Here is a 23,843-nt window from a genome sequence, read left to right as displayed (position 1 = left end):
GGGACGCCCGGCCTCACGGCGCGTCCCCGGCCGCCCCGTCCTCCTCCTCGTCCTCCTCGGGCGACTCGGCCCGCTGCACGAACGCGCCCTGGACGTCCGCCGGTTCCTCGTCCTCGCCCTCGCCGTCCTCCGTCGTCCGCTGCACGGCGGGGGCCGGCGTGGCGGCCGGTGCGGGGGCCGCGGCGGGCTCGGCCGCGGGTGCCGGTACCGGTGCCGGTTCCGCCATCACCCGCTCGGCGTTGGCCGCCGCCTCCCGCTCGAACCGGTCGGACGGATCGCTCACCCGGATGCCGCCGGGCGCCTCGCTGCCGTCCACCGGGCCGCTGCGCTGCTGCATCACATGCGTCAACTCGTGCGCCAGCATGGTGCGGCCCTCGTGCGAACCGGGGGAGTAGGCGTCGCGCTGGAACACCACGTCGCGGCCGACCGTGTAGGCGTGCGCGCCCACCTCCCGGGCCGACGCGTCGGCCCGGGCGTCGGTGTGCACCCGGACGTCGGAGAAGTCGGCGCCCAGCCGGCCCTCCATGTCCGCCCGGGTCTCGCTGTCCAGCGGCGCGCCACCGCCCGAACCCACCACGTCGTGCACCGAGGACCGGCCGCCACCGCCCGGCTCTTCCTCCCGGCCGTCCGCCTCGCGTTGCAGCATCGCGCCCACCGCGCTGTTGCCGACCGCGCGCTGCAAGGGCGCCATGCCGCCCGCGCCGACCACGTCCGGCCGCCCGGCGACCGCCGCCCGCACCAGCCCCGGCGGCAGCTCCTCCCTGCGCGGCCTGTCGCCGCGCGCCGCCCCGGTCCCGTCCTCGAACTCGTGTCCCTGCTCGTGCGCGCGCATCGCCGGCTCCTCGGCACTCGGCGGACCTTCGGCCTCCCCTCAGCGTCGGTCTCCGTGCCGCCGCCGTCCAGGGACACCGCGCCCCCGCCCGCTGAGGCATCGGGCAGATCCGGCTGCACCAACGGGCAACGCCGGCCGCCCGCCCGCTACCGGGGTACGTCCGCCAGCCACGGCCGCACATCGACCCCGGCCAGGTCGTCCGGCCGCCACTTCGGCGCCAGATCCTTGTCCACCAGCAGCGCCCGCACTCCCTCCGCGAAGTCGTGGCCGCGCGCCATGCGGCGGGCCAGGATCAGCTCCCGTTCCAGACACACCTCCAGGTCGGCACTGGCCGCGCCCCGCGCCAGCAGTTCGGCGGTCAGCGCCAGACTCGTCGGCGAGAAGCCCGACAGCTCCGCCAGGGTGGCGCGCGCCCACTCCCCGGGCTCGGCCGCCAGCCGCCGCAGGATCTCCGGCAACCGCCCGTCCCCGAAGCACCGTTCGATCAGCGCGCGCCGCTCGGTCCACGCCGCGTCCACCGCCGGAGCCGGCCGCGCGAACCGCTCCACCGTCGCCACCACCCCCTCGCCCGCGCCGCCCGCGCCGCCCGCCCGCAGCGCCTCCTCCAGCGCGGGCAGTTCCGCACCCGGGACGAAGTGGGTGGCCAGCCCGCACTCCAGCGCCTGCGCCGCGTCCAGCCGGGCTCCGGTGAGCCCCAGATACCGGCCCAGCGCCTCGCCGAGGCGGGGCAGGAACCAGCTCGCCCCCACATCGGGGAAGAACCCGATCCGCGTCTCCGGCATCGCGAACACCGCCCGCTCGGTCACCACCCGCACCGCGCCGTGCACCGAGATCCCCAGCCCGCCGCCCATCACCAGACCGTCGATCAGCGACACATACGGCTTGGGGAACGCGGCGATCCGGCCGTTCAGCGCGTACTCGGCCGCGTAGAAGGCGTCCGCCGCCTCCGGCTCCCCGGCCAGCACCGTCGCCCGCGCCGCCCGGACGTCCCCGCCCGCGCAGAACGCCCGGGGCGAGGCGCTGCGCAGCACCACCCCGCCCACCGACGGATCCTCCCGCCACCGCTCCAGCGCCGCCGCCAGCGCCGCCACCATCTCCGGCGTCAGGGCGTTCAGCGCGGCCGGCCGGTTCAGCGTCAGCAGCCCCAGGCCGCCCACCACATCGTGCTCCACCTGCTGCTCCATGCGGCCCACCCTACGGCCGGTCCCCGCCCTCCCACCCGGTCTCGGCCCGCTCCAGCGCGCCCACCAGCAGGTCCGCGCCCTCCTCGGCCTCCGCCTCGGTCAGGCTCAGCGGCGGCGCGATCCGCAGCACCCCGGCGCCCGGCCCACCGCCCTTGCCGATCAGCAGCCCGGCCTCCCTGGCCCGTTCCAGCACCAGCGCCGCGAGCCGCGCATCCGGCTCGTCGGTGCCCGGCCGTACCAGCTCCACCCCGATCATCAGCCCGCGCCCGCGCACCTCCCGGACCATCGCCAGCCGCCGCGCCGCCGCCTCCAGCCGCTCCCGCAGCAGCGCCCCGACCCGGCGGGCGTTGGACTGGAGATCGTGCTCCAGCAGATAGCCGAGGTTCGCCAGCCCGGCCGCCATCGTCACCGGGCTGCCGCCGAAGGTGGAGATGGAGTTGGCGTCCAGCGCGTTCATGATCTCCGCGCGGCCCACCACACCACCGATCGACATCCCGTTCCCGATGCCCTTCGCGAACGTCAGCAGGTCCGGCGGCCCGGCCGCCCCGTGCGCCTGCCAGCCCCAGAAGTGGTCACCGGTACGCCCCCAGCCCGTCTGCACCTCGTCGCTGATCCACACGATCCCCTCCCGCGCCAGCACCTCACGGAACGCCGCGAACAGCCCGTCAGGGCCCGAGGTGAACCCGCCCACCCCCTGCACCGGTTCGGCGATCAGCGCCGCCACCCCGGCCGGCCGGGTGTGCGCCAGCATGTCCTCCAGATCCGCCACCGCCGCCGCCGTGAACTCCGCGTCCGGCAGGCCGGCGTACGGGCCGCGGGTCCGGACGCTGCCGTGCACGTACAGCGTCTGCAACGGCGACAGCGTGGTCGGCGACCAGCCCGCGTTGCCGGTGAGCCCCACCGTGGAGAAGGACCGCCCGTGGTAGCTGTTGCGCATCGCCAGCACCTGGTTGGCGCCGCCCCGGTACGCCGAGGCCAGCAGCAGCGCGGTGTCGTTCGCCTCGGTCCCCGAGGTCGTGAAGAACACCCGCGGGTCCTCGATGCCCGACAGATCCGCGATCCGCTCCGCCAGTTCCACCATCGGACGGCTCAGATACAGCGTCGAGGAGTGCACCAGCCGCGCCGCCTGCTCCGCGACCGCCTTCGTCACCTCCGGCAGCGCGTGCGCCGTCATGGTCGTCAGGATGCCGCCGAAGAAGTCGAGGTAGCGGTTGCCCTCCACGTCCCACACGTGCCGGCCCTCGCCGTGCGACAGCTCCAGCGGGCGCTCGTAGTACAGCGCCACCCAGCCCGGCAGCACCGCCCGGTGCCGCTCGTACAGCGATCCCGCGCTCACGGCCGCACCAGCCCCTCGTACGCGTCCGGCCGCCGGTCCCGGTAGAACGCCCACGTCCGGCGCACCTCCTCGATCAGCCCCAGGTCCAGGTCCCTCACCAGCAGTTCCTCCTCGGTGTCGCTCGCCGGCTCGCCCACCGGCCGGCCGCTCGGATCGACGAAGTAGCTCGTGCCGTAGAACTCGTTGTCGCCGTACTCGGCCTCCCTGCCCACCCGGTTGATCGCCGCCACGAAGTACTGGTTCGCCACGGCCGCCGCCGGCTGCTCCAGCCGCCACAGATGCGCGGACAGGCCGCGCGAGGTCGCCGAGGGGTTGTACACCAGCTGCGCCCCCGCCAGCCCCAGCGCGCGCCAGCCCTCCGGGAAGTGCCGGTCGTAGCAGATGTACACCCCGATCCGGCCCGCCGCCGTGTCGAACACCGGCCAGCCCAGGTTCCCGGGGCGGAAGTAGAACTTCTCCCAGAACCCCGGCAGCTGCGGGATGTGGTGCTTGCGGTAGACACCCAGCACCGTGCCGTCGGCGTCGATCACCGCCGCCGTGTTGTAGTAGTGCCCCGCGTCCGCCACCTCGTACAGCGGCGCCACGATCACCAGCCCCGTCTCCCGGGCCAGCGACCGCAGCCGCTCCACCGTCGGCCCCCCGGGCACCGGCTCCGCCCAGCGGTAGTGCTGCGCGTCCTGCACCTGGCAGAAGTACGGGGCGTTGAACATCTCCTGGAAGCCGATCACCCGCGCTCCGCGCCGGGCCGCCTCCCTCGCGTGCTCCTCGTGCTTGGCGATCATCGACTCGGTGTCGCCGCTCCAGGCGGCCTGCACCAGCGCGGCACGCACAACATCGGCTTCGGCCATCGGCTGCTCCTGTGAACTGGGGGGCGGACCGCCCGGTGGGCCCGGTGCGACGTTAGAAGTCGTCACGCACCGTGGCAAGGCCATCAGCGCTACGTCGCCGAATCCGCCGCGAACCGGACCCCGGCGCGAACTGCACCCGGCGCGAGCTGCTCCCCGGCGCGGGCGCGCCCGCCCGCACCGCCCGAGGGGTCGAGGACCGCCGCACCCCGCCGGTAGGGTCCCCGCCATGACGGAAGACGCCCCTGCCCTCGTGATCGCGGTCGCCGCGACCGCCCTCGCCGCCCTCGCCCTGGGCTGGTTCGCCCGCTCCCGGCTCACCGCCCACGCCCACCGCCGCCGCCAGGAGTTCTTCGGCCTGCCCGACAACTCCGAATGCGTGCTGGTGGTCAGCCGCGACACGGGCACCGACGGCGCGGTGGCCCGCAACGATGTCATGGCCCTGCTCGAACTCTCCGCCGTCGTGAAGAACTGCGGCGCCCGCGCCCAGCTGATATCCGGCGAGACCGCCCGGCAGGGCTTCGGCGAACGCACCGAGTTCTGCCTCGGGAGCCCGGTCGCCAATCGCCGCTCCGCCGCCCACCTGCACAGCCTGCTGCCGGGGGTCTCCGTCAACACGGACGCCGATCCGGGACCCGACCGGGGGGCGTTCGTCATCGGCAGCGAGCGCTACCGGCTGGAGAACGGCTCCGTCGAACACGTCCTCCTCGCCCGCCTCACCGCCGGACAGGAGGGCCGCCCCGTCTTCCTCGCCTGCGGCCAGCGCTCCATCACCCACCAGGCCGCCGCCCGTTACCTGGCCCGCCACAACGCCCGCCTCAGCCGCAAGTACGGCGCGGGCGGCACCTTCGTCCTGCTGCTGAAGGTGGTCAACTCCCAGGCCTACGGCCCCGATGTCGTCGAACTCGTCGCCGACGTCACCAAGGTGGCCACCGTGCCCCAGCCCAAGCTCACCAGGAGTAAGGATCTCTGACGCGGCGTGACATAGTGACGTAGCCTGGACGTCGGCGGAAAGGATGATGAGGATGGGCGACGCCCGGCCCGTGTACCAGCGCATCGCGGACGATCTGCGGCAGCAGATCGATGAGGGGACCCTTCCGGTGGGGGCACGCATCCCCTCCCGCGCCGAGCTGAAGCGCACCTACACCGCCAGCGACCAGACCGTGGACCGCGCGGTACGGGTGCTCAAGGCCGCCGGTTACGCCACCGGCCAGTTCGGGCGCGGCGTCTTCGTCAGCGACCGGGCGCCGCTCGGGGTGCTGGTGCGCTCCACCGGCGCCGTCGACAGCCCGCTCGCCGCCCGCGTCCAGATCCTCACCGGCGCGGAGGGGCAGGGCCCGGGCGCGCCCGACCTGATCTGGGAGGCCACCTCCACCGCGATCGCCGCGCCGCCGGAGATCGCCCAGCGGCTCGGCATCGGCGTCGGCGAACCCCTGATGTGCACCCAGTACGAATACCTCGCCGACCGCCGGCCGCTGCAACTCGCCACCAGCTGGGAGCCGCTGGCGCTCACCAAGGGCACCGACGTGCTCCACCCCGAACGCGGCCCCTACGCCCGGCGCGGCGTCCGCGGCCGGTTCGCCGCCATCGGCATCCGCGTGGTGCGCGCCACCGAGACGGTCGCCTCCCGGCCCGCCACCGGCGCGGAGGCCGACGCGCTGGGCTGCTCGCCCGGCCAGTGCCTCACCTCGGTGCAGCGCACCCACTACGACGAGCACGACCGCGCCGTGGAGACCTCCGACACCGTGCTGCGCGGGGACCGCTGGCGGCTGGAGTACACGATCGGCTTCGGCGGCTGAGAGCGCGGGCCGGCCGCGGCCCGCTGCCCCGGGGCGCTGCTCCGGCCCGCTGCACCGGGGCGGCCACGTGGGGGCACCTGCGCCGCCCCCCGGCCCGCCCGCGGCCGGCCCTCGACCTGCCCGCGCCACGCCTCCGGGCCTGCTGCCCCGGCCCGCTGCCCCGGGCCCCGCCGGAGCTCACAGCCGGGCGGACGCCGCGTACACCTGGGACAGCCCCGGAGCCCCGGCCTCCGCCCACTCCCGTCCGGCCGCCAGCACATCCAGCCGCCGCCCCGGCGCCAGCACCACCACCGGACCGCCCCGCGCCCCCGGCGCCCAGCGCGCCCCCGGCACCGTCCGCACCAGAACGGTGCCCAGATACAGACCCGCGTCCGTCCCCAGGCCCGCCAGCTCCTCCGGGTCATCGCGCCAGCGCGGCAGCAACTGGTCCAGCGCCTCCAGGGAGTGCGCGGTGTCCCCGAGCACCACCCCGGCGGCCAGCGCCCGGGAGCGCAGCAACTCGCACTCGGACAGCAGCTGTGCGACCCCCTCGCCCCACGCGCCGTCCCCGCCCCGCTGACCCGGAGGCGCCCCCAGCCGGGGATCGGCGCGCTTGCGCCAGTTGTCCAGGAAAGGGATGTTCATGCGGTGCAGCGTCCCACCCCGGCCGGGCCCCGCACCACAGGGCCACACCCGTCTTCTTGTTCGCCCGCCGAAACTCCCCCGGCCGCCCTACAGCTTCAGGTCCACCACCACCGGCGCGTGGTCGGAGGCGCCCTTGCCCTTGCGCTCCTCGCGGTCCACGTACGCGTCCCCGACCCCGGCCGCGAACGCCTTGTTCCCCAGCACCAGATCGATGCGCATGCCCCGGTTCTTCGGGAAGCCCAGCTGCCGGTAGTCCCAGTACGTGAACGGCCGGTCGTACTTGAGCGGGCGCGGCACGACATCCGTGAGACCCGCGCCGCGCAGCGCCGCCAGCGCCTCGCGCTCCTCGGCGGTCACGTGCGTGGCCCCTTCGAACGCCGCGATGTCCCACACGTCCTCGTCCGCCGGGGCGATGTTGAAGTCGCCGAGCACCGCGAACGGCCGCCCGGCCGCCGCATCCTCGCGCACCGCGTCCCGCAGCGCCGCCAGCCAGCGCAGCTTGTACGCGTAGTGCGGATGCCCCACCTCGCGGCCGTTGGGCACGTACACCGACCACACCCGTACCCCGTCGCAGGTGGCCGCCACCGCGCGCGGCTCGTTCAGCCCGTCGTACTCCGGGCCGCCGGGCAGCCCGGTCACCGTCTCGGAGATCCCGATCCGGGAGACCACCGCCACCCCGTTCCACCGGCCGCCGGCGTGCACGGCCGCCTCGTAGCCCAGCTCCCGCAGCTGCTCGGCGGGGAACGCCTCGGGGGCGCACTTCAGCTCCTGCAGGCACAGCACATCGGTGCCGCTGCTCTCCAGCCAGGCCAGCAGCCGGGGCAGCCGGACGGTGATCGAGTTGATGTTCCAGGTGGCGATACGCATCGGATCGGGGTCTCTCTCGCGGGTCAGAGGGTGGTGGAGTCGCCGGGGGCCAGCCGCGTGTAGCCGGTCGCCTCGCCGAGGCCGGGGCCCTGCGGCCCCAGATTGCGGCCGTAGACGCCGAGCCCGGTGTCGTTCAGCAGGCCGTCGTGGACGGCGAGGGCGCGCTCGGCGCCGACCTCGCGCGCGTAGTCCACGACCTCGGAGAACTTGTTCCACGGAGCGTGCAGCGGCAGCAGCAGGGTGTGCACGGGCCGCTCGGGCACGGTGAACGCGTCGCCCGGGTGGAAGACCTCGCCGTCCACCAGGAAGCCGATATTGGTGATGCGCGGCAGATCCGGGTGGATCACCGCGTGCAGTTCCCCGTACACCTCGACACCGAAGCCGGCCGCGGTGAAGCCGTCACCGTGCCCGACGGTGTGCACCCGGCCGGGGAAGGCCGCCGAGAGCTGATCGGCGACGCTGCGCAGCGTCCACAGCTCGGCGCCCGGGGCCGCCTCCAGCGCGGCGCGCAGCCGCCCCTCGTCGAAGTGGTCCGGATGCTCGTGCGTGACGAGGATGGCGTCGGCGCCCAGCGCGGCGTCCGCCTCGCTGAAGCCACCGGGGTCGATGACGAGCACCCGGCCGTCGTCCCGGGTGAGCCGGACACAGGAGTGCCCCTTCTTGGTGAGCCGCATGCCCGCCATTGTGCTACGGCCCACTGACAGCGGCGACAACGCCGGGCCGCGCCCGCCGCCCCGCCCGTGGTACGCCGAGGGCCCGGGGCGGTCGCTCTCCGACCGGCCCCGGGCCCTGGTACCCGCTGGATCACCCCGTACGTGCCGCTACGACCGTGCCTCGGCCCGTGCCTCGCGGCGCAGATCACGGAAGGTGTACACCCGGCGCACCATCGCGAACAGCGGGATCACCGCTCCCAGCACCAGCTGCAGCGAGCAGCCGGTCTGGAGCATCAGCTCGCCGCCGGGGGCGTCGAACGCCCACGCGGTCAGCAGCGCCATGCTCAGCACGATCCAGGACAGCATCGCGCCCGCCAGCGGCCCGCGCGGCTTGGGGTACTCGACCCGGCTCACCATCAGCCAGGCCACGCCGACGATCGCCAGCAGGGTCGGCCAGAACGGCAGCTCCAGCAGCACGATGGAGACCACCGTGAGCGCCCCGAACGGGCTCGGCATCCCCTGGAAGACCCCGTCGGGCATGGTCACGCAGGAGAACCGGGCGAGCCGCAGCACCACCGCCAGCAGCACGGTGATCGCGGCGAGGGCCGCGACCGGTTCGTGGGCGTCGCCCACCACCATGCCCCAGACGAGTACGAAGTAGGCCGGTGCCAGTCCGAAGCTGATCAGATCCGACAGATTGTCCAGCTCGGCGCCCATGGGGGAACTGCGCAGCTTGCGCGCCACCAGGCCGTCGAACAGGTCGAAGACCGAGGCCAGCAGCATCAGCAGCACGGCGGTGGCCGCGTTGTTGCGGACCACGCCGACGTCGCCGCTGCCCGTCAGGTGCGGGATCAGCACCCCGGTGGTGGTGAAGTAGACCGCGAGGAACCCGCAGATGGCGTTCGACAGGGTCAGGGTGTCCGCTATTGACAGCCGCATCGACAGCGGCAGCTCGTCCGCGTCGTCCTCGTCCGCCTCGTCGACCCAGGAATCCTGGGCTCCGCGGTCAATCACGGTCAAGACGTGTCACCCCCGCTGTCGTCTTCTGCCCGACCTCGACCGCCGGCTCGATGCCCTCCGGGAGGTAGATGTCCACCCGGGAACCGAACCGGATCAGCCCGATGCGCTCGCCCTGCTCGACCTTGCAGCCCTGCGGGACGTACGGCACGATGCGCCGCGCGACCGCGCCGGCGATCTGCACCATCTCGATGTCGCCCAGCTCGCTGTCGAAGCGCCACACGACGCGCTCGTTGAACTCGCTCTCCTTGTCGAACGCCGGAACGTAACCGCCCGGGACGTGCTCGACGGAGGCCACGGTCCCGGCGACCGGCGCCCGGTTCACGTGGACGTTCAGCGGGCTCATGAAGATCGCCACCCGGGTGCGCCCGTCCTCCCACGGCATGATGCTCTGCACCACCCCGTCCGCGGGACAGATCACCCGCCCCTCGCCGATCTCCCGCTCCGGGTCGCGGAAGAACCACAGCATGCCCGCGGCCAGCGCGGTGGCCGGAACGGCCGCCGCCGCCCAGCGTCCGGAGCGGCGGGCCTTCGCGAGCGAGACGGCGGCCGTGGCCACCGTGGGCAGCAGCCACGGCGAAGCACCGCGAGCGAGGCGTACGGAGGAGGAGCTGAGCGGCATGGGAGACCTTCGTAGCGGGGAAAGCCGCGCATCCCGAAGCGGCGCGACTAAGCCGATGCTAGCGGCTTCGGACGGTAACTCGGCAAGCCAGCAGGCCGGGTACGGCCATAAGTCCTGTTCTGCCGTCGATCTGTGTGTCTCAATAATGCCCCGATAGAGGACATTCAGCCCTGGCCACCATACGCGAGAACACGGCCGAGCGGGAGAGGTGATTCGGGATCGCCCGGCGAATTCCGAGTTGTACCGGCGCGGAGCGTGAGTTTCCACACGCACAACGTGAGACGGCGCGGAAGGGTCACCCGCACCCCATCATTGGGTAAAACCTCGCCCGTACGCCCGGCCGTGCCCGCCGGTGCCCGGCCCCGCTCAGGAGACGGCGGGCGGCTCGAAGGCCGAGGTGCGCACCAGACCGGCCGCCCGGCCCTTCCCGGCGAGCACCAGCGCCATCTTCCGGCTGGCCTCGTCGATCATCTCCTCGCCCAGCATGGCCGCGCCCCGGGCGCCGCCGGCCGCCGAGGTCCACCACTCGTACGCGTCGAGAATCAGCTCGGCGCGGTCGTAATCCTCCTGGGACGGCGAGAAGATCTCGTTCGCCGCCGCGATCTGGTCCGGATGCAGCACCCACTTCCCGTCGAAGCCGAGCGCCGCCGACCGGCCGGCCACCTCGCGGAACCCGGCGGGATTGCGGATCTGGAGATAGGGGCCGTCGATCGCCTGGAGTCCGTGCGCGCGTGCCGCCATCAGAATCCGCATCAGGATGTAGTGATAGGCGTCCGCCGGATAGCCGGGCGGCTGTTCGCCGACCACCAGTGACTTCATATTGATGGACGCCATGAAGTCGGCGGGACCGAACACCAGGCTCTCCAGCCGCGGCGAAGCCGCCGCGATCTCCTCCGCGTTCACCAGCCCGCGGGCGTCCTCGATCTGCGCCTCGATGCCGATCCGGCCCGCCTCCAGGCCCACCGTCCGCTCGACCTGGGTGAGCAGCAGGTCCAGCGCCCGCACCTGCGCGGCGTCCTGCGTCTTGGGCAGCAGCAGCGCGTCCAGCCGGGCGCCCGCGCCCTCGACGACCGTGATCACGTCCCGGTACGTCCAGGGGGTGGCCCAGTCGTTCACCCGCACGACCCGTGTCTTCGTGCCCCAGTCGCCCTCGTTGAGCGCCTCGACCACGGCGTGCCGGGCCCGTTCCTTGGCGAGCGGGGCGACGGCGTCCTCCAGGTCGAGGAAGACGGCGTCCGCGGGCAGCCCCTGGGCCTTCTCCAGGAACCGGGGGTTGCTCCCGGGCACGGCCAGCACGGAGCGGCGGGAGCGGAGCGGGCGCTGCCCCGGGGTGCCGGGCAGGATCATGCGGGCCTCCACAACGGAAAGTTGAGAACGACAAGCGGACGGAATGACGATAGGTGCCGTGCGGGCGCGGCCGTGGCACGGTGGTGGGGCCGAACGGCGCAACGGCGCAACAGCGCAACGGTGGTACGCCGGACGGCGGGTCAGCGGCGGCAGTCGCGCAGCGCCAGCTCGATGGTGCGCATGACCTCGTCCAGCGGGGCATCGGTACGGGCCACCGTGACCAGCACCTCGCCCCCGGCCCCGTCCGCCGCCGTCGCCACCTCGGCCGCCGACGGAGGCGCCGCCGCCACACCGCCGCTGGTGCCGCCGGTGAACACCGGCAGCGAACCGAACGTGCTGCGCACGATGGTGAACGCGTGCTCCAGCTCCGCCTCCACATCGCCCTGCCCGCCCCGGCGCAGCCAGCGCCGCAGCACATGGTTGTGCGCCGTCACCACCGAGGAGGCCGCCACCTCGGCGAGCAGTGGCTCGTCACCGTTGTGCGAGTTCTCGTCGAACCGAGCCAGCAGATAGCGGGTGAACAGCCGCTCGTACCGGGCCACCGACGCGATCTCCCGCTCGCGCAGCGCCGGAACCTCCCGGGTCAGCTTGTAGCGCTCGACGGACACGGCCGGGGAGGCGGCGTACATCCGCATGACCTCCTTGATGCCCCGGCAGATCGTGTCGATCGGGTTCTCCCGCTCGGGCGCCGCCTCCAGGACCGCCTCGGCGCGCACCAGGGTGTCGTCGTGGTCGGGGAAGATCGCCTCTTCCTTGGAGCGGAAGTGCCGGAAGAAGGTTCTGCGGGCCACCCCGGCGGTCGCGGCGATCTCGTCGACGGTGGTCGCCGCGTACCCCTTGGTCGCGAACAGCTCCATGGCGGCGGCGGCCAGCGCCCGGCGCACCTTCAGGCGTTGGGAGATCTGCGAACGGTCGGACTTCACGGGCTGAGCCATGGAAGCGAACGTACTGCATCCCCCGGCCCCCCGCTGACCATTGCCGATGCGGTGCGCTCAGCCCCGCGCGTACCGCACTTCGGGGACGTCGGCGCCGTCGATCTCGTCGGACTGCACGGCCCCGTCCGGCGCGAACCCGGCCCGCTCGTAGAACCGGCGCGCCCGGCGGTTGTCGCGCAGCACCCACAGCCGTACCCGGGGCAGCCCGGCCGCGCGCAGCCGGGCGGTGCCGGCCGTGAGCAGCGCCCGGCCCACGCCCGTACCGAGCACGTCGGGGTGCACGTACAGCGCGCGTACCTCTCCCCAGTCCGCGTCCTGCGGCCGGTACGGGCCCAGGCAGGCCCAGCCGACGACCCGCCCGGCCGCCGACGCGACCAGATGGCTGGTGTGCGCCGGCAGCCCGGGCAGGGCCCGGCGCAGCCCGGCGGCGAACGGCGCCGGGTCCATCGCGTCGAGATGTGGCTGGGGGACGAGCCCGCGGTACGCGTGCCGCCACCCCAGCACCCGCACCTCGGCGACGCCGTCGGTGTCGGCCGCGGTCATGTCCCGTATCGAGGGGGTCATCGCACCATTCTGCGGGGTGGGTTCTCCGCGCGGTACGCCGGACGGGTACCGGCCCCGCGGCCGGTCAGCAGCCGGGCCCGCGCAGCACCGCCGCGCCGTGCCGGGGGAGCCGCAGCGGTACGGGCCGCCCGGCCGCACCACCGGCCACGGAGAGCTGGCCGGGATCGGCCTGGAACTGTTCACCCAGCGGCTGGCAGGCACCGGCCGGGTGTGCGGCGTCCAGTTCCGGCCCGGCGGCTTCCGGCCCTTCGCACCGGACCGGCCGGTCTCGGCCTGGACGGGACGGCGCCTCCCGTACGGCACCGCCGCCGAGGCCGCCGCCGTCCTCGGACCGGACGACGAGGACCGGCGCGTCGCCGCCCTCGACGCCCTGCTCCTCGCACGGGGCCCGCACCCCGCTCCGCAGGCACGGCAGGCCATGGAGCTGGCGCGGCGGATCCGCACCGACCGCACGGTGCGCCGGGTCTCCGCCCTCGCCCGGGACGCCGGGCTGCCGGTCCGCACCCTGCAACGGTTCTTCGCCGACTGGGTGGGCGTCCCGCCCAAGTGGGTCGTCCTCCGCCACCGCCTGCACGACGCCCTGGAGCGGGCCGGCCGCCCGGACGGGGTGGACTGGGCCGCGCTCGCCGCCGAACTCGGCTACAGCGACCAGGCCCATCTCGTCCGGGACTTCACCGCCACGATCGGCGTCTCCCCGGCCGCCTACGCCTCCAGCTCGGCCACCACCGCGAAGTGGTCGGAGGGCCACACCCCGTCCACCGGCCCGTCCCCGGCCCGGCGCACCGACCGCACCCGGCCGGTGCCGTCCGCCGCCGGCAGCCCGGTGTGGATGTAGTCGACGCGGATGTCCAGCCCCAGACCGTCCGCCAGATACGGATTGGTGGTGTCCCAGGTGGCCGACGGCTGCCCCGGGCCGGCGTACCGCCAGGCGTCCAGCAGCATCTGCCCCGGCACGGCGGGCGCGGTCAGCCGCCCGCCCAGCAGCCGGATCTCGTCCGAGTCCGGCTCGGCGTTGAAGTCCCCGGTGACCACCGGCGGGAACGCCCCGCCGCCGCGCCGGTCCGCCACCAGCCGGGCCAGCGTGCGCACCTGCGCGCACCGCACCCCGGAGCCGGCCGGGCCCGAGTGCAGATGGGTGGTGAAGAACGGCACCGGCCCACCGGGCGCGGCGATCCGCGCGTACAGCGCCACCCGTCCCTCGTCGGGCCCGTCCCCGCGCGGCAGCGGCACCACCGCCGACTCCTCGACGGGCCACCGGCTGAGCACCGCGAGCCCCACCCCGAGCCCCGCCGGGGCATCGGCCGGAAGCCGCTCGCGCCAGTGCGGCGGCAGCAGCGCGGGCGCCCACGCCAGATGCATGCCGAGCTCGGCGGCGAGCCGTTCGGCGAGATGCCCTTCGGCCGTGGACCAGACCTCCTGGAGCCCGCAGATATCGGGCCGCTCGGCCCGCAGGACGGCCGCGATCGCCCCCTGCCGCCGCTCCCAGGGCCCGAACCGCCACCACAGATTCCACGTCATGATCCGCACGCGCCGATGCTACGGGGACCGGGCGGCCCGCAGCACGACCGAACGCGTTCGGTCGTGCCACCGGTGACAGGGACCGGGGCTGCCGTCAGGGGTGATCCCGGTGATACGGTCCCGGCATGGTGACGGGTGGCGGTGTGCGGGCCGTGGTATGGGACATCGACGACACCCTCTTCGACTACACCGGGGCCAATGAGGCGGGCGCGCGGGAGCACTTCGCCGCCGAGGGGCTGCCCGCCGGGCCGGCCGAGATCGCCCGCTGGACCGCCGTCATGCACGAGCACTACGCCCGCTATCTGACCGGCGAACTCACCTTCGACGAACAGCGCCGGGAGCGGGTGCGCGCCTTCCTGGGCGAGCCGGAGCTGCCCGGCGAGGTAGCGGCGGCGTGGTTCGAGCGGTTCGGGGTACGGATGCGGGCGGCATGGCGGCTGTACCCGGATGTCGTCCCGGCGCTCGACGCGCTGACCCCGCGCTACCGGCACGGGCTGCTGTCCAACTCCAACTCCGCCCACCAGGACGACAAGCTGCGCCGGCTGGGGGTGCGGGACCGCTTCGAGGTGCTGCTGTGCTCGGAGGAGCTGGGCCACGCCAAGCCCGCGCCCGAGGCGTTCGCGGCGGCGTGTGCGGCGATGCGTCTGGAGCCGGCCCAGGTGGCGTACATCGGCGACCAGCGGATCACGGACGCCGAGGCGGCGACGGCGGCCGGGCTGCACGGCATCTGGCTGGACCGGGCGTCCTCGGCGGACGGTGCCGGGGTACGGCACCGGATCACCACCCTCGCCGCCCTGCCCGCCCTGCTGGCGACGCTGGGCGGCTGAGGCGTCAGCGGCCCCGGCCACCGCCGGCCCGGCGGCCGGCGGTGCTCACGGGCCGGGCGCCCGGGACGTGCGGATAGAGCGTCATGCGCGGGTGTCCGTCCGCGTCGCGGGTCCACACAACGGTGCCCTCGCTGGTGAGATGGCGGGAGATCACGGTCTCGTCCGAACGGTGCGCTGAGGTCGTCATGGCACCAGTGTCGGGCGGCCGACCGTTCGCGTCCATTGCATGTTTCCCTATGACTATGTGCACAATCATTGCATGATTGATCTGCGCAGGATCCAGGTGCTCCGCGCCGTCCACCAGCACGGCACCGTCACCGCCGCCGCGGCGGCGCTCCACCTGACGCCCTCCGCGGTCTCCCACCATCTGCGGGAACTGGCCCGCGAGCTGAAGGTGCCGCTGGTCGAGCCGCGGGGCCGCGGCATCCGGCTCACCGGCGCGGCCCATGTCGTCATCGAGCACGGCGACGCCATGGTGGCCCGCTGGGAGGAGGCCGAGTCCGCGCTGGAGGCGTACCGCTCCGGCGCGGCGGGCCTGCTGCGCATGTGCGGCTTCCCCAGCGCCGTCGCCGCGCTGCTCGGCCCCGCCGCCGCCCGGCTGCGCGCCGCTCACCCCGGGCTGACCGTCGAGGTGAGCGAGTGCGAGACCCCGACCGGGTTCGACCTGCTGCTGTCGACCGACGCCGACATCGCCGTCCTCGCCCCGTCCGAGGAGTTCCCGTACCCCGGCGACGCCCGCTTCGACCAGCGCACCCTGCTGAACGACCGGCTCGATCTGCTGGTCCCGGCCGGCCACCCGCTGACGGCGCGCGAGGAGGGCGTACGGCTGGAGGACGTCGCCCACGAGGACTGGGTGCTGCCCGCCCCCGGCAGTTGCGACCACCACCAGCGGGTCGTGGTGTTCTGCGCGGTGGCCGGCTTCACCCCCAAGGTCGCGCACCAGGTGAAGGAGTGGATGGCGGTCTCCGCCATGGTCGGCGCCGGGCTCGGTGTCTCCCTGATCCCCCGCACGGCCCCCACCCTGTCCGAGCACGGTGTGGTACGCGTCCCGCTGGCCGGCGAGCCGCCGCTCGCCCGCCGCATCCTCACCTGCGTCCGCCAGGGCAGCCGCGACCACCCGCTGGTGCACAACGGGCTGAAGGCGCTTCAGGAGGTCGCCGACGAGGTGGCCGCGCGCTGAGACGCCGGCCCGGGCCGCTCCGGCAGCGGATGCGCCGCCCGGTAGGCGCTCGGCGTCACCCCCACCTCCCGCCGGAACACCGCCCGGAAGTGCCCGGCCGTGCCGAAGCCGGACGCCGCGGCGATCCGCTCCACCGGCCGGTCCGAGGACTCCAGCAGCCGCCTGGCCAGCAGAATCCGCTGCGAGGTCACCCACCGCATGGGCGGCATCCCCGTCTCCCGCGTGAAGCGCCGGATGAACGTCCGGCGCGACAGCAGCGCGTGATCCGCCATCTCCTGCACCGTCACCGGCGAGCCGAGCCGGCCGAGCACCCACTCCCGGGTCGCCCGCAGACTCTCGCGCGAGGCCGCCGGCAACTCGGCGAACTGCGGCTCGCGCGCGTCCCGGGCGGGGGAGACGACCACCTCCTTCGCCACCCCGTCCGCGGCCACCGCACCGAACTCCGCCCGCACCACGTGCAGACACGCGTCGATCCCCGCGCCCGCCCCCGCGGTGGTCACCAAGGGCCCGTCCACCACGAACAGCCGGTTCTCCACGACGTCGACGCGCGGATGGCGCTCGCGCAGCGCGGCGGTGTACCGCCAGTGCGTCGTGGCCGCGCGCCCGTCCAGCAGGCCCTCCGCCGCCAGCGCGAACACCCCGGTGCAGATGGCGATCACCCGCGCGCCCCGCCCGACGGCCGCCCGCAGCGCCGCCGCGCAGCCCTCCGGCAGCGGCGACAGCGGATCCTCGTACCCCGGAACCACCACCACATCGGCCCCGGCCACGGCCTCCGGCCCCCGCGTCGGACGCAGTTCCCCGGGCGCGGACTCCCCGCGCGCCGCCGCACCGGCGTCCTCGGCGCACACCACCACCCGGTAGCCCGGATACCGGCTGAAGACATGCACCGCGACGCCGAGGTCCAGGGCGTACGCCCCGGGCACCGCCAGCACCGCGACCACGGTCCCGCCCTCGGTCGATCGCACGACCACCCCTCTCCTCAGCTGCCCCAGCCTACGGGCCCGTGACCTGGCACGATCCCCGCCGAACCTGGCACGGACGGCACTGGCCCACCCCCTCGCGCGCTTCCTAGCGTTGTCCGGGAACGGAACCCAGATCCCTCCGGACGATCGGAACACCATGACCAGAACCGAAGAGCGCCGCACCGAACGCTTCGGCGTCCCGTGGGAGGAGACCTACGGCTACGCCCAGGCGGTACGGCACGGCGACACCGTCTACCTCTCCGGCCAGGTGGCCCACGACGGCACCGCACTCGTCGCCCCCGCACCGGTCGACGCCGCCGGCCGGGCCACCGACACCGGCAACACCGCCGCCCAGCTGCGCCAGTGCTACACCAACGCGGCCACCCTGCTGCGCCGCTTCGGCGCCTCGCTCGACGACGTGGTCGAGGAGGTCGTCTACGCGATCGACGTGCCGGCGGCCGACGCCGCGGCCGGCCCGGTGCGCAAGGAGGCGTACGGGCGGCCCGATCCCCAGGTGGCCAGCACCATGATCGGCACTCCCCGGCTCGCCTTCCCCGAACTGCTGGTGGAGGTACGGTTCACCGCCCGGATCCCCGCCGGGCGCTGAGCCGCGCCGCCAGCGCCGGAACGTCCACCGGCCCGGTGGTGCCGACCCGGTGCACGGGCCCGAGCGCCAGCGGCACGGCGGTCCGCTCCCACTCCCGCCACCGCGCCTCGCCCTCGTCCACCGGGTGCACCGGGTGCCCCGGGTGCCGGTACGGGGCGCGGGCCGCGAACCGGGCCCGGGCCACCGCCACCGGCACCTCGCACCACACCTCCTGCGCCGCCGCCACGCCGGCCCGCTCCAGACTCGCCGCGACCACCGGGCGCAGCGGCGCCGGCCAGAAGCTCTCCAGGACGGCACGGCCGCCCGCGTCCGCGAGCAGCGCCCACAGCGACTCCGCAGCCGCCCTGCCCAGCACGGTGCGGCGGGCAGCACTGAGCCGGCGCGCAGCCCGCACGCGAGCGACGGCACGTTTCTGCGGGGGATCGGGGGCGGGGCGGCCTGCCGGCGGGCACCCACACCCTCACCCTGGCCCGTCCGGACGGCCCCGCGCCCGCCGTCGACCGGCTGGGACTGGCGCCGGTGCGGGGCTGAGGGCTTACAGCAGGGTCAGCTGGGTGGCGGCCGGCTCCGGCGAGGTTGCCGCCCCCGCCCCGTCCGGGGTGTCCGCGTCCCGGACGGCAGCGGGCCTGATGGCGCGGGCCGCTCCGCGCGCGGCCGGGCCGATGCCGTACTCGGCGGCCAGCTCGTGCACCTGCCGGGTGATCCGCCGCTGGTACCAGGTGGGGGCGTACGCGCCGCCCGCGTACAGCACCTCATAGCGCCGTACCAGTCCGGGGTGGTGCCGGGCGAGCCAGCTCATGAACCACTCCCGCGCGCCCGGCCGCAGATGCAGCGCCAGCGGGGTGACGGAGGTGGCCCCGGCGGCGGCGATGGCCCGGACGGTGGTGCGCAGCTGGTCGGGGGAGTCGGCGAGGTAGGGGATCACCGGGGCCATCAGCACCGCGCAGCCGATGCCGTGGTCGGCGAGCGTCCGCACCACGTCCAGCCGGCGCTGCGGGGCGGGGGTGCCGGGTTCCACGGTGCGCCACAGGTCGGGGTCGGTGAAGCCGACGGAGACCGAGACCCCGACGTCGGTGACGGCGGCGGCCTCCCGCAGCAGGGGGAGATCGCGCAGAATCAGTGTGCCCTTGGTGAGGATCGAGAACGGGTTGGCGTAGTCGCGCAGCGCCGCGATGATCCCGGGCATGAGCCGGTACCGCCCTTCCGCCCTCTGGTAGCAGTCGACGTTCGTGCCCATCGCGACGTGTTCGCCCTGCCAGCGGCGTCCGCCCAGTTCCTTGCGCAGCAGCTGCGGGGCGTTGACCTTGACCACGATCTGTGAATCGAAGCCGATGCCGGTGTCGAGGTCGAGGTAGCTGTGGGTCTTGCGGGCGAAGCAGTAGACGCAGGCGTGTGAACAGCCCCGATAGGGGTTGACCGTCCATTCGAACGGCATCCGGGACGCGCCCGGCACCCGGTTCAGGATGGAGCGCGCCCGGACCTCGTGGAAGGTGATCCCCCGGAACTCCGGGGTGTCGAACGTCCTGGTGACGACTTCGGAGCCGAAGAGGGCGGGGCTGGCGGCCCGTCCGTCCTCGCTCAGGTTGTTCCAGCGCATGCAAATAGAACACCGGTTCGAATCAGCTCTGTCAAGCGCGGATTTTGGGGGAGGGCCGCCCAGATGGTTGGCTTGCCGCCAAGTCCGAAGATCGCCAGGAGGATTGCAATGGCGCAGGTACAGGTTGTTACTCAGCGTGAAATCAATGCGGATCCGGACGATGTGCTGGACGCCATCGCGGACTACCGGGAGGTGCACCCCAGGCTGCTCCCCGAGCAGTTCACCGACTACGAGGTGCGGGAGGGCGGCGACGGCGAGGGGACGGTCGTCTTCTTCCGGCTGCACGCCACGGCCAAACGCGTCCGGGAATGCCTGATGGAGGTCACCGAGCCGGATGACAACACCCTGGTGGAGACCGACCGCAACTCCTCGCTGGTCACCACCTTCACCGCCGTGCCCGGCTCGGTGAAGAACACCTCCAGCGTGACGATCCGCAGCACCTGGGAGGGCGCGCCGGGGATCGGGGGTTTCTTCGAGCGGATCTTCGCCCCGCGTGGCCTGAACGGCTTCTACGAGCAGATCCTGGCCAATCTGGCCAGGGAAGTGGAGTCCGGCGGTACCCAGTAGCACGTGGTCGCGCCGCCCGCGCGACCGCGCCGCCCGCCCCGACCAGGCGGGCGGCGACCCTGCCGGTGGCGCCCGCGCGGGGCCCCGCGCCGGTCAGGCGGCGCCCGGATGCCAGGCCGGCCACTCCTGCGGGCGGTCGGCCCAGTGCACCTGCTCCGGGTCGTCCAGATCGATGTCGGGGAAGAGCTGGCGGATCCGCGGTTCGAACTCCTCCTCGGACAGCGGCTCCCAGCCGACCCCGCGCAGCCAGACCAGCCGGTAGCGGTGATCGTCGCCGAAGGAGCCCACGTACACCGGATACTCCGGCTCCGGCGGGCGTGGACGTTTCGCTCTGGTCATCCCACCACCGCCTTCCCTCGGGTCGGGACGTACCGGGCCGCGCGCCGTGCCGTACGGGCCCGGGCCCGGCTCACATCGCCGGCTTCTCGCCCTTCGTGGTCGACATGTCGATCACGGTGAAACGCGCGCCGTTGTCGTCGGCGCACTCCGCCCAGCGGCCGAACGGGCTGTCCTGCGGCTCGCTGACGATCTGACCGCCCAGCTTCTCCGCCGTGGCCGCCGCGTCGTCGCAGTGGTCGACGCCGAAGTACAGCCGCGCGTACGTCCCGGTGCCCGCCGGGGTGTCCGCCGGCATCGGCATCCGGCCCGCCACCGGCGAGCCGCCGGCCTGCACGGTCTTGTAGTCGAACTCGGCCGGATCGCCCATCCGGCGCAGTTCCACCGGGAAGACCGCGCTGAAGAAGGTGTCGAACGCCGCCGGGTCGCGGGAGACGATCTCGCTCCAGCACAGCGCGCCGGGCTCGCCCAGCAGGCCGAAGCCCTCGTGCGTACCGGGCTGCCAGCAGCCGAAGGTCAGCCCGTCCGGGCTCTGGGCGATCAGCATCCGGCCGAACTCGCCGACGCTCATCGGCTCCATCAGCAGCGTGCCGCCGTTCTCCCGGATGCGCCCGGCGGTGGCCTGGACGTCGGAGGTGGCGAAGTACAGGGTCCAGGTGGGTGTCAGCTCCTGGCCCGGCATCGGGGGCATGAGTGCGCTCACCGGCTTCCCGTCCAGGGTGGCCAGCGTGTATCCGCCGTAATCCGGGCCCGCGCTTCTGAAGTCCCAGCCGAACATCTCCCGGTAGAAGGTCTTGCCCGCGTTCAGTTCGGCGACCACACAATCGGCCCAGATCGGTGCTCCGTCGGGGAATTCCGCCATCGGTACCGCCTCCACAAGGAAGTATGGGCATGCAATATCCAGATAATCCTCTTCTTCCACGCTAACCACCGGTGGGGCATCGTGCGCGGTGACCGGGCCATGAATCGAACGCGCGTGCCGGTACAGCCGTGGGCGCCGGGGCAGGGGGCGCACACGCCCGGCGTGCGCGAGCGCCGGGCGCACCACCACCTTGGCCATTGCCTCCCGCCGCCACCCCGCCCGGGGATACCGTGGAAGCGCTCCCCTCACCGGGTTAGGAGAGATGGTGGCCGCAGAGCCGGAAATCCCCCAGCAGCGTGACCCCGCACTCCCCGGCACACGCACGGTCTCCGGGCGCGTTCCGCTGGCCGTGGCCGTCGCCGACCTCACGGGCCGTATTTCCCACTGGAGCCGCGGAGCCGGCAGGCTGTTCGGATTCCGCAGAGAGGAAGCCCTCGGCCGCGCCGCCGCCGAGATCGTCCCGGTCACCGGCGTGCTGGACACCCCCGGCTATCCCACCGCCGGCCGGTTCCGTACCCACGGCGAGGACGGCCGCCCCCGCGGCAGCAGTGACATCCTCTGGTGGGCCTACCCGCTGACCGGGCCCGATCCCGGCGGCGTCCTGGTGCTGGCCACCGACGCCGCCCCGCTGCGCGCCTTGGAGGGCACCGCCGGGGCGCCGGGCGATACGATCGGCGCCGGCTTCGCCCGGCACACCGACTTCGCCCACGCCGAGGAGCTCGCCCGCGGACTGCCGGAGATCATGCCCGGCATGAGCCCCGGGGAGAGCGGCATCGTCGCCGCCCGCGTGCTGGCCCTGGGCTACCCCGTCCTGGAGCTGAGCCGGCACGCCCGGGTCCCCGTCACCCCCGACTGGGGCACCCCGCGCCGCGCCGGCCGCCGGACCGGGCGGCCGGCGCACCCCGGAGCCGCGGCCGCCCCGGAAGCCGGCCCGGAAGCCGGTCCACAGGCCGGTACGCCGTCCGGCCCGGAGACCGACCTGGAGTACGCCGCCGTCCGCGAGCGCCTGGAATTCCTCAACGAGGTCAGCTCCCGCATCGGCTCCTCCCTCGACCTCGGCCGCACCATCGAGGAGGTCAGCAAGGCCGTCGTCCCCCGCTTCACCGATGTCGCCGGCACCTATCTGCGCGAGCAGGTCGTCGCCGGCGAGGGCTTCCCCGACGGCCCGCCCGACACCGCCACCCTGTGGCACCGGGTCGCCGTCGAGCACACCGACGAGCCCGGCCGCTGGGACGACGTCGTCCCGGTCGGCGAATCCATGACCTTCCCGGCCCACACCCCGTTCTTCCAGTGCATGACCAGCGGGGAACCCGTCCTCGTCCCGCGCGTCACCGAGGAGATGGGCAACGCCATCGCCGCGCAGTTCGACAAGCGTGACATCCGCCCGCTGATCAACCACCGCTCCATGCTGGTCGTGCCGCTCAAGGCCCGGCAGGTGGTGCTCGGCTTCATGATCCTGCTGCGGCACCGCGAGCGCGCCGAGTTCCACGACATGGACCGGGTCACCGGCGCCGAACTCGCCGCCCGCGCCGGGCTCGTCCTGGACAACGCCCGCATGTACACCCACCAGGAGAACGTCGCCGACACCCTCCAGGACAGCATGCTGCCGCGCAGCGCCCCGCGCACCGCCGGCTGCGACACCGCCACCCGCTACCTGCCCGGCACCAGCCTCGGCCGGGTCGGCGGCGACTGGTTCGACACCATCCGGCTGCCTGGCTGCCGCACCGCCCTGGTCGTCGGCGACGTCATGGGCCACGGCCTCAACTCCGCAGCCATGATGGGCCAGTTACGCACCGCCGTACAGACCATGGCCGCCCTGGACACCGAGCCCGCCCAGCTGCTGCGCTCCCTGGACGACCTCGCCCAGCGGCTCGGCGACCACTACCTGGCGACCTGCCTGTACGCCGTGTACGACCCGGTCCGCGGCGAGCTGCGGATCGCCAACGCCGGGCACATCCCGCCCGTCCTGGTGCGCGCCGCAGACGGCCGCAGCGAACTGCTCGACCTCCCCTCCGGCGCGCCGATCGGCGTCGGCCGGGTGGCGTTCACCTCCGTGACCGTGCCGGTCAGCCCCGGCGACCGGCTCGTCATGTGCACGGACGGCCTGATCGAGGTGCGCGGCCAGGACATCGGCACCGGGCTCGCCGCGCTGTGCGAATCCGCCGCCCACCCGGCCGCGTCCATGGACGACGCCTGCGACAGCATCATCCGCACCCTGGCCGCCGCCGGCACCCCCGGTGACCGCAGGGACGACGTGGCGCTGCTGATGGCCCGGCTGAGCGGCATCGCGCCCGAGGACGCCGCACAGTGGCGGCTGGCCGCCGCCCCCGAGGAGGCCGGACGCGCCCGGCGCCTGGTGCGCGAGCAGCTGCGCCGCTGGGGCCTGGCCGCCGTCGCGGACACCGCGGTACTGCTGGTGAGCGAACTGGTCACCAACGCCGTACGGCACGCCCGCACCGGCTCCGTCGAGCTGCGCCTGGTGCGCTCCGACGCGCTGCTGTGCGAGGTCGCCGACGACGGGCACGACCTGCCCGTGCTGCTCGACGCCCGCGAGACGGACGAGGCGGGCCGGGGGCTGACGGTGGTCAGCCGGCTGGCGAGCGGCTGGGGCAGCAGCCGCACCGACCGGGGCAAGGCGGTCTGGTGCGAGCTGCCGCTGCCGCGCCCGGGGCGCAGCGGCGCGGCCCGGCGATGAGGCGCGGGGTGAGGGCACCGGCGGCCGGCCGTACGGCACGCGCCCCGGCCCGCCGCGCCCACGGGCC

The 23,843-nt window shown here is 74.1% G+C and carries 26 protein-coding genes and 1 pseudogene; 8 read left to right on the top strand and 19 right to left on the bottom strand.

Annotated features, from left to right (window positions below; translation table 11 throughout):
- Positions 1 to 13: 13 nt before the first annotated feature.
- From BM385_RS02645 to BM385_RS02630, 4 genes are all read right to left on the bottom strand, one after another.
- Positions 14 to 832, bottom strand: a complete 819-nt coding sequence (locus BM385_RS02645; RefSeq protein WP_093842045.1) for an eCIS core domain-containing protein — start codon at positions 830 to 832, stop codon at positions 14 to 16.
- A gap of 146 nt (positions 833 to 978) precedes the next feature.
- Positions 979 to 2,016 (bottom strand): enoyl-CoA hydratase/isomerase family protein, encoded by a 1,038-nt coding sequence (locus BM385_RS02640; RefSeq protein ID WP_093842044.1) that lies wholly within the window; start codon positions 2,014 to 2,016, stop codon positions 979 to 981.
- Positions 2,017 to 2,026: 10 nt separating this feature from the next.
- Positions 2,027 to 3,352: an aspartate aminotransferase family protein gene (locus BM385_RS02635; RefSeq protein ID WP_093842043.1), complete on the bottom strand. Its 1,326-nt coding sequence runs from the start codon at positions 3,350 to 3,352 to the stop codon at positions 2,027 to 2,029.
- Positions 3,349 to 4,200 (bottom strand): nitrilase-related carbon-nitrogen hydrolase, encoded by an 852-nt coding sequence (locus tag BM385_RS02630; RefSeq protein ID WP_019432501.1) that lies wholly within the window; start codon positions 4,198 to 4,200, stop codon positions 3,349 to 3,351. Before BM385_RS02630 ends, BM385_RS02635 begins: the two co-directional genes overlap by 4 nt.
- Positions 4,201 to 4,426: 226 nt before the next feature.
- On the opposite strand from BM385_RS02630, the gene BM385_RS02625 reads away from it, so the two are divergent.
- Both BM385_RS02625 and BM385_RS02620 read left to right on the top strand, forming a co-directional pair.
- Positions 4,427 to 5,170, top strand: a complete 744-nt coding sequence (locus BM385_RS02625) for a hypothetical protein (RefSeq protein ID WP_026047199.1) — start codon at positions 4,427 to 4,429, stop codon at positions 5,168 to 5,170.
- Between the two features lie 52 nt (positions 5,171 to 5,222).
- On the top strand, positions 5,223 to 5,996 hold the full coding sequence (locus BM385_RS02620) for a GntR family transcriptional regulator (RefSeq protein WP_019432499.1): 774 nt from the start codon (positions 5,223 to 5,225) through the stop codon (positions 5,994 to 5,996).
- Positions 5,997 to 6,173: 177 nt separating this feature from the next.
- Here the strand turns inward: BM385_RS02620 and BM385_RS27000 are convergent, their stop codons facing one another.
- From BM385_RS27000 to BM385_RS02580, 8 genes are all read right to left on the bottom strand, one after another.
- Positions 6,174 to 6,620, bottom strand: coding sequence for a DUF6278 family protein (locus BM385_RS27000; protein WP_093842042.1), 447 nt, complete (start codon positions 6,618 to 6,620; stop codon positions 6,174 to 6,176).
- Between the two features lie 87 nt (positions 6,621 to 6,707).
- Positions 6,708 to 7,487, bottom strand: a complete 780-nt coding sequence (locus BM385_RS02610) for an exodeoxyribonuclease III (protein ID WP_093842041.1) — start codon at positions 7,485 to 7,487, stop codon at positions 6,708 to 6,710.
- Between the two features lie 23 nt (positions 7,488 to 7,510).
- Positions 7,511 to 8,161 (bottom strand): MBL fold metallo-hydrolase, encoded by a 651-nt coding sequence (locus BM385_RS02605; RefSeq protein WP_026047198.1) that lies wholly within the window; start codon positions 8,159 to 8,161, stop codon positions 7,511 to 7,513.
- 147 nt (positions 8,162 to 8,308) lie between these two features.
- Positions 8,309 to 9,160 (bottom strand): CDP-diacylglycerol--serine O-phosphatidyltransferase, encoded by an 852-nt coding sequence (pssA, locus tag BM385_RS02600; RefSeq protein ID WP_175542899.1) that lies wholly within the window; start codon positions 9,158 to 9,160, stop codon positions 8,309 to 8,311.
- Complete coding sequence (locus BM385_RS02595; RefSeq protein ID WP_019432494.1) at positions 9,147 to 9,779, bottom strand: phosphatidylserine decarboxylase; 633 nt, start codon at positions 9,777 to 9,779, stop codon at positions 9,147 to 9,149. Before BM385_RS02595 ends, pssA begins: the two co-directional genes overlap by 14 nt.
- A gap of 366 nt (positions 9,780 to 10,145) precedes the next feature.
- Positions 10,146 to 11,126 (bottom strand): HpcH/HpaI aldolase/citrate lyase family protein, encoded by a 981-nt coding sequence (locus BM385_RS02590; RefSeq protein ID WP_093842040.1) that lies wholly within the window; start codon positions 11,124 to 11,126, stop codon positions 10,146 to 10,148.
- Positions 11,127 to 11,266: 140 nt separating this feature from the next.
- Positions 11,267 to 12,061, bottom strand: coding sequence for a TetR family transcriptional regulator (locus BM385_RS02585; RefSeq protein ID WP_254791422.1), 795 nt, complete (start codon positions 12,059 to 12,061; stop codon positions 11,267 to 11,269).
- A 57-nt stretch (positions 12,062 to 12,118) separates the two neighbouring features.
- The gene (locus tag BM385_RS02580) at positions 12,119 to 12,625 is read right to left on the bottom strand and encodes a GNAT family N-acetyltransferase (protein ID WP_254791421.1); all 507 of its coding nucleotides are present in this window, start codon (positions 12,623 to 12,625) and stop codon (positions 12,119 to 12,121) included.
- Positions 12,626 to 12,722: 97 nt separating this feature from the next.
- On the opposite strand from BM385_RS02580, the gene BM385_RS02575 reads away from it, so the two are divergent.
- Complete coding sequence (locus tag BM385_RS02575) at positions 12,723 to 13,460, top strand: helix-turn-helix domain-containing protein (protein WP_093842038.1); 738 nt, start codon at positions 12,723 to 12,725, stop codon at positions 13,458 to 13,460.
- Here BM385_RS02575 and BM385_RS27575 read toward each other — a convergent pair.
- Positions 13,418 to 14,143: pseudogene (locus tag BM385_RS27575) on the bottom strand (endonuclease/exonuclease/phosphatase family protein); the annotation flags it as partial. The gene BM385_RS02575 and the pseudogene BM385_RS27575 sit on opposite strands and share 43 nt — an antisense overlap.
- A 125-nt stretch (positions 14,144 to 14,268) precedes the next feature.
- Between BM385_RS27575 and BM385_RS02565 the strand changes: the two are divergent.
- Complete coding sequence (locus BM385_RS02565; protein WP_019432489.1) at positions 14,269 to 14,970, top strand: HAD family hydrolase; 702 nt, start codon at positions 14,269 to 14,271, stop codon at positions 14,968 to 14,970.
- 4 nt (positions 14,971 to 14,974) lie between these two features.
- On the opposite strand, the gene BM385_RS02560 is transcribed toward BM385_RS02565, so the two are convergent.
- A complete protein-coding gene (locus tag BM385_RS02560; RefSeq protein WP_019432488.1) occupies positions 14,975 to 15,157 on the bottom strand; it encodes a hypothetical protein in 183 nt (60 codons plus the stop codon).
- Positions 15,158 to 15,229: 72 nt separating this feature from the next.
- Between BM385_RS02560 and BM385_RS02555 the strand changes: the two genes are divergently transcribed.
- Complete coding sequence (locus BM385_RS02555; RefSeq protein WP_037755480.1) at positions 15,230 to 16,150, top strand: LysR family transcriptional regulator; 921 nt, start codon at positions 15,230 to 15,232, stop codon at positions 16,148 to 16,150.
- Here BM385_RS02555 and BM385_RS02550 read toward each other — a convergent pair.
- Positions 16,117 to 17,115, bottom strand: coding sequence for a GlxA family transcriptional regulator (locus BM385_RS02550; protein WP_254791420.1), 999 nt, complete (start codon positions 17,113 to 17,115; stop codon positions 16,117 to 16,119). The two genes, BM385_RS02555 and BM385_RS02550, sit on opposite strands and share 34 nt — an antisense overlap.
- A gap of 154 nt (positions 17,116 to 17,269) precedes the next feature.
- Here BM385_RS02550 and BM385_RS02545 point away from each other — a divergent pair, with 154 nt between their 5' ends.
- Positions 17,270 to 17,719 (top strand): Rid family hydrolase, encoded by a 450-nt coding sequence (locus BM385_RS02545; protein ID WP_093842036.1) that lies wholly within the window; start codon positions 17,270 to 17,272, stop codon positions 17,717 to 17,719.
- Here BM385_RS02545 and BM385_RS02540 read toward each other — a convergent pair.
- Both BM385_RS02540 and BM385_RS02535 read right to left on the bottom strand, forming a co-directional pair.
- Positions 17,691 to 18,113 (bottom strand): hypothetical protein, encoded by a 423-nt coding sequence (locus BM385_RS02540; protein ID WP_093842035.1) that lies wholly within the window; start codon positions 18,111 to 18,113, stop codon positions 17,691 to 17,693. The genes BM385_RS02545 and BM385_RS02540 overlap by 29 nt on opposite strands.
- Before the next feature lie 141 nt (positions 18,114 to 18,254).
- Positions 18,255 to 19,316, bottom strand: coding sequence for an Rv2578c family radical SAM protein (locus BM385_RS02535; RefSeq protein WP_093842034.1), 1,062 nt, complete (start codon positions 19,314 to 19,316; stop codon positions 18,255 to 18,257).
- A gap of 108 nt (positions 19,317 to 19,424) precedes the next feature.
- Between BM385_RS02535 and BM385_RS02530 the strand changes: the two genes are divergently transcribed.
- Positions 19,425 to 19,883 (top strand): SRPBCC family protein, encoded by a 459-nt coding sequence (locus BM385_RS02530; protein WP_026047197.1) that lies wholly within the window; start codon positions 19,425 to 19,427, stop codon positions 19,881 to 19,883.
- Positions 19,884 to 19,976: 93 nt separating this feature from the next.
- Here the strand turns inward: BM385_RS02530 and BM385_RS02525 are convergent, their stop codons facing one another.
- Complete coding sequence (locus BM385_RS02525; RefSeq protein ID WP_051131047.1) at positions 19,977 to 20,222, bottom strand: hypothetical protein; 246 nt, start codon at positions 20,220 to 20,222, stop codon at positions 19,977 to 19,979.
- A 70-nt stretch (positions 20,223 to 20,292) separates the two neighbouring features.
- Positions 20,293 to 21,081, bottom strand: coding sequence for a VOC family protein (locus tag BM385_RS02520; RefSeq protein ID WP_093842229.1), 789 nt, complete (start codon positions 21,079 to 21,081; stop codon positions 20,293 to 20,295).
- Between the two features lie 262 nt (positions 21,082 to 21,343).
- Here BM385_RS02520 and BM385_RS02515 point away from each other — a divergent pair, with 262 nt between their 5' ends.
- Complete coding sequence (locus tag BM385_RS02515) at positions 21,344 to 23,776, top strand: ATP-binding SpoIIE family protein phosphatase (protein WP_093842033.1); 2,433 nt, start codon at positions 21,344 to 21,346, stop codon at positions 23,774 to 23,776.
- Positions 23,777 to 23,843 lie beyond the last annotated feature (67 nt).

The organism is Streptomyces harbinensis, assembly GCF_900116145.1.
Taxonomy (GTDB): Bacteria; Actinomycetota; Actinomycetes; order Streptomycetales; family Streptomycetaceae; genus Streptomyces; species Streptomyces carpaticus.
The sequence above is the reverse complement of the archived record's forward strand: the minus strand, read 5'-3'. Positions and strand labels throughout refer to the sequence as shown.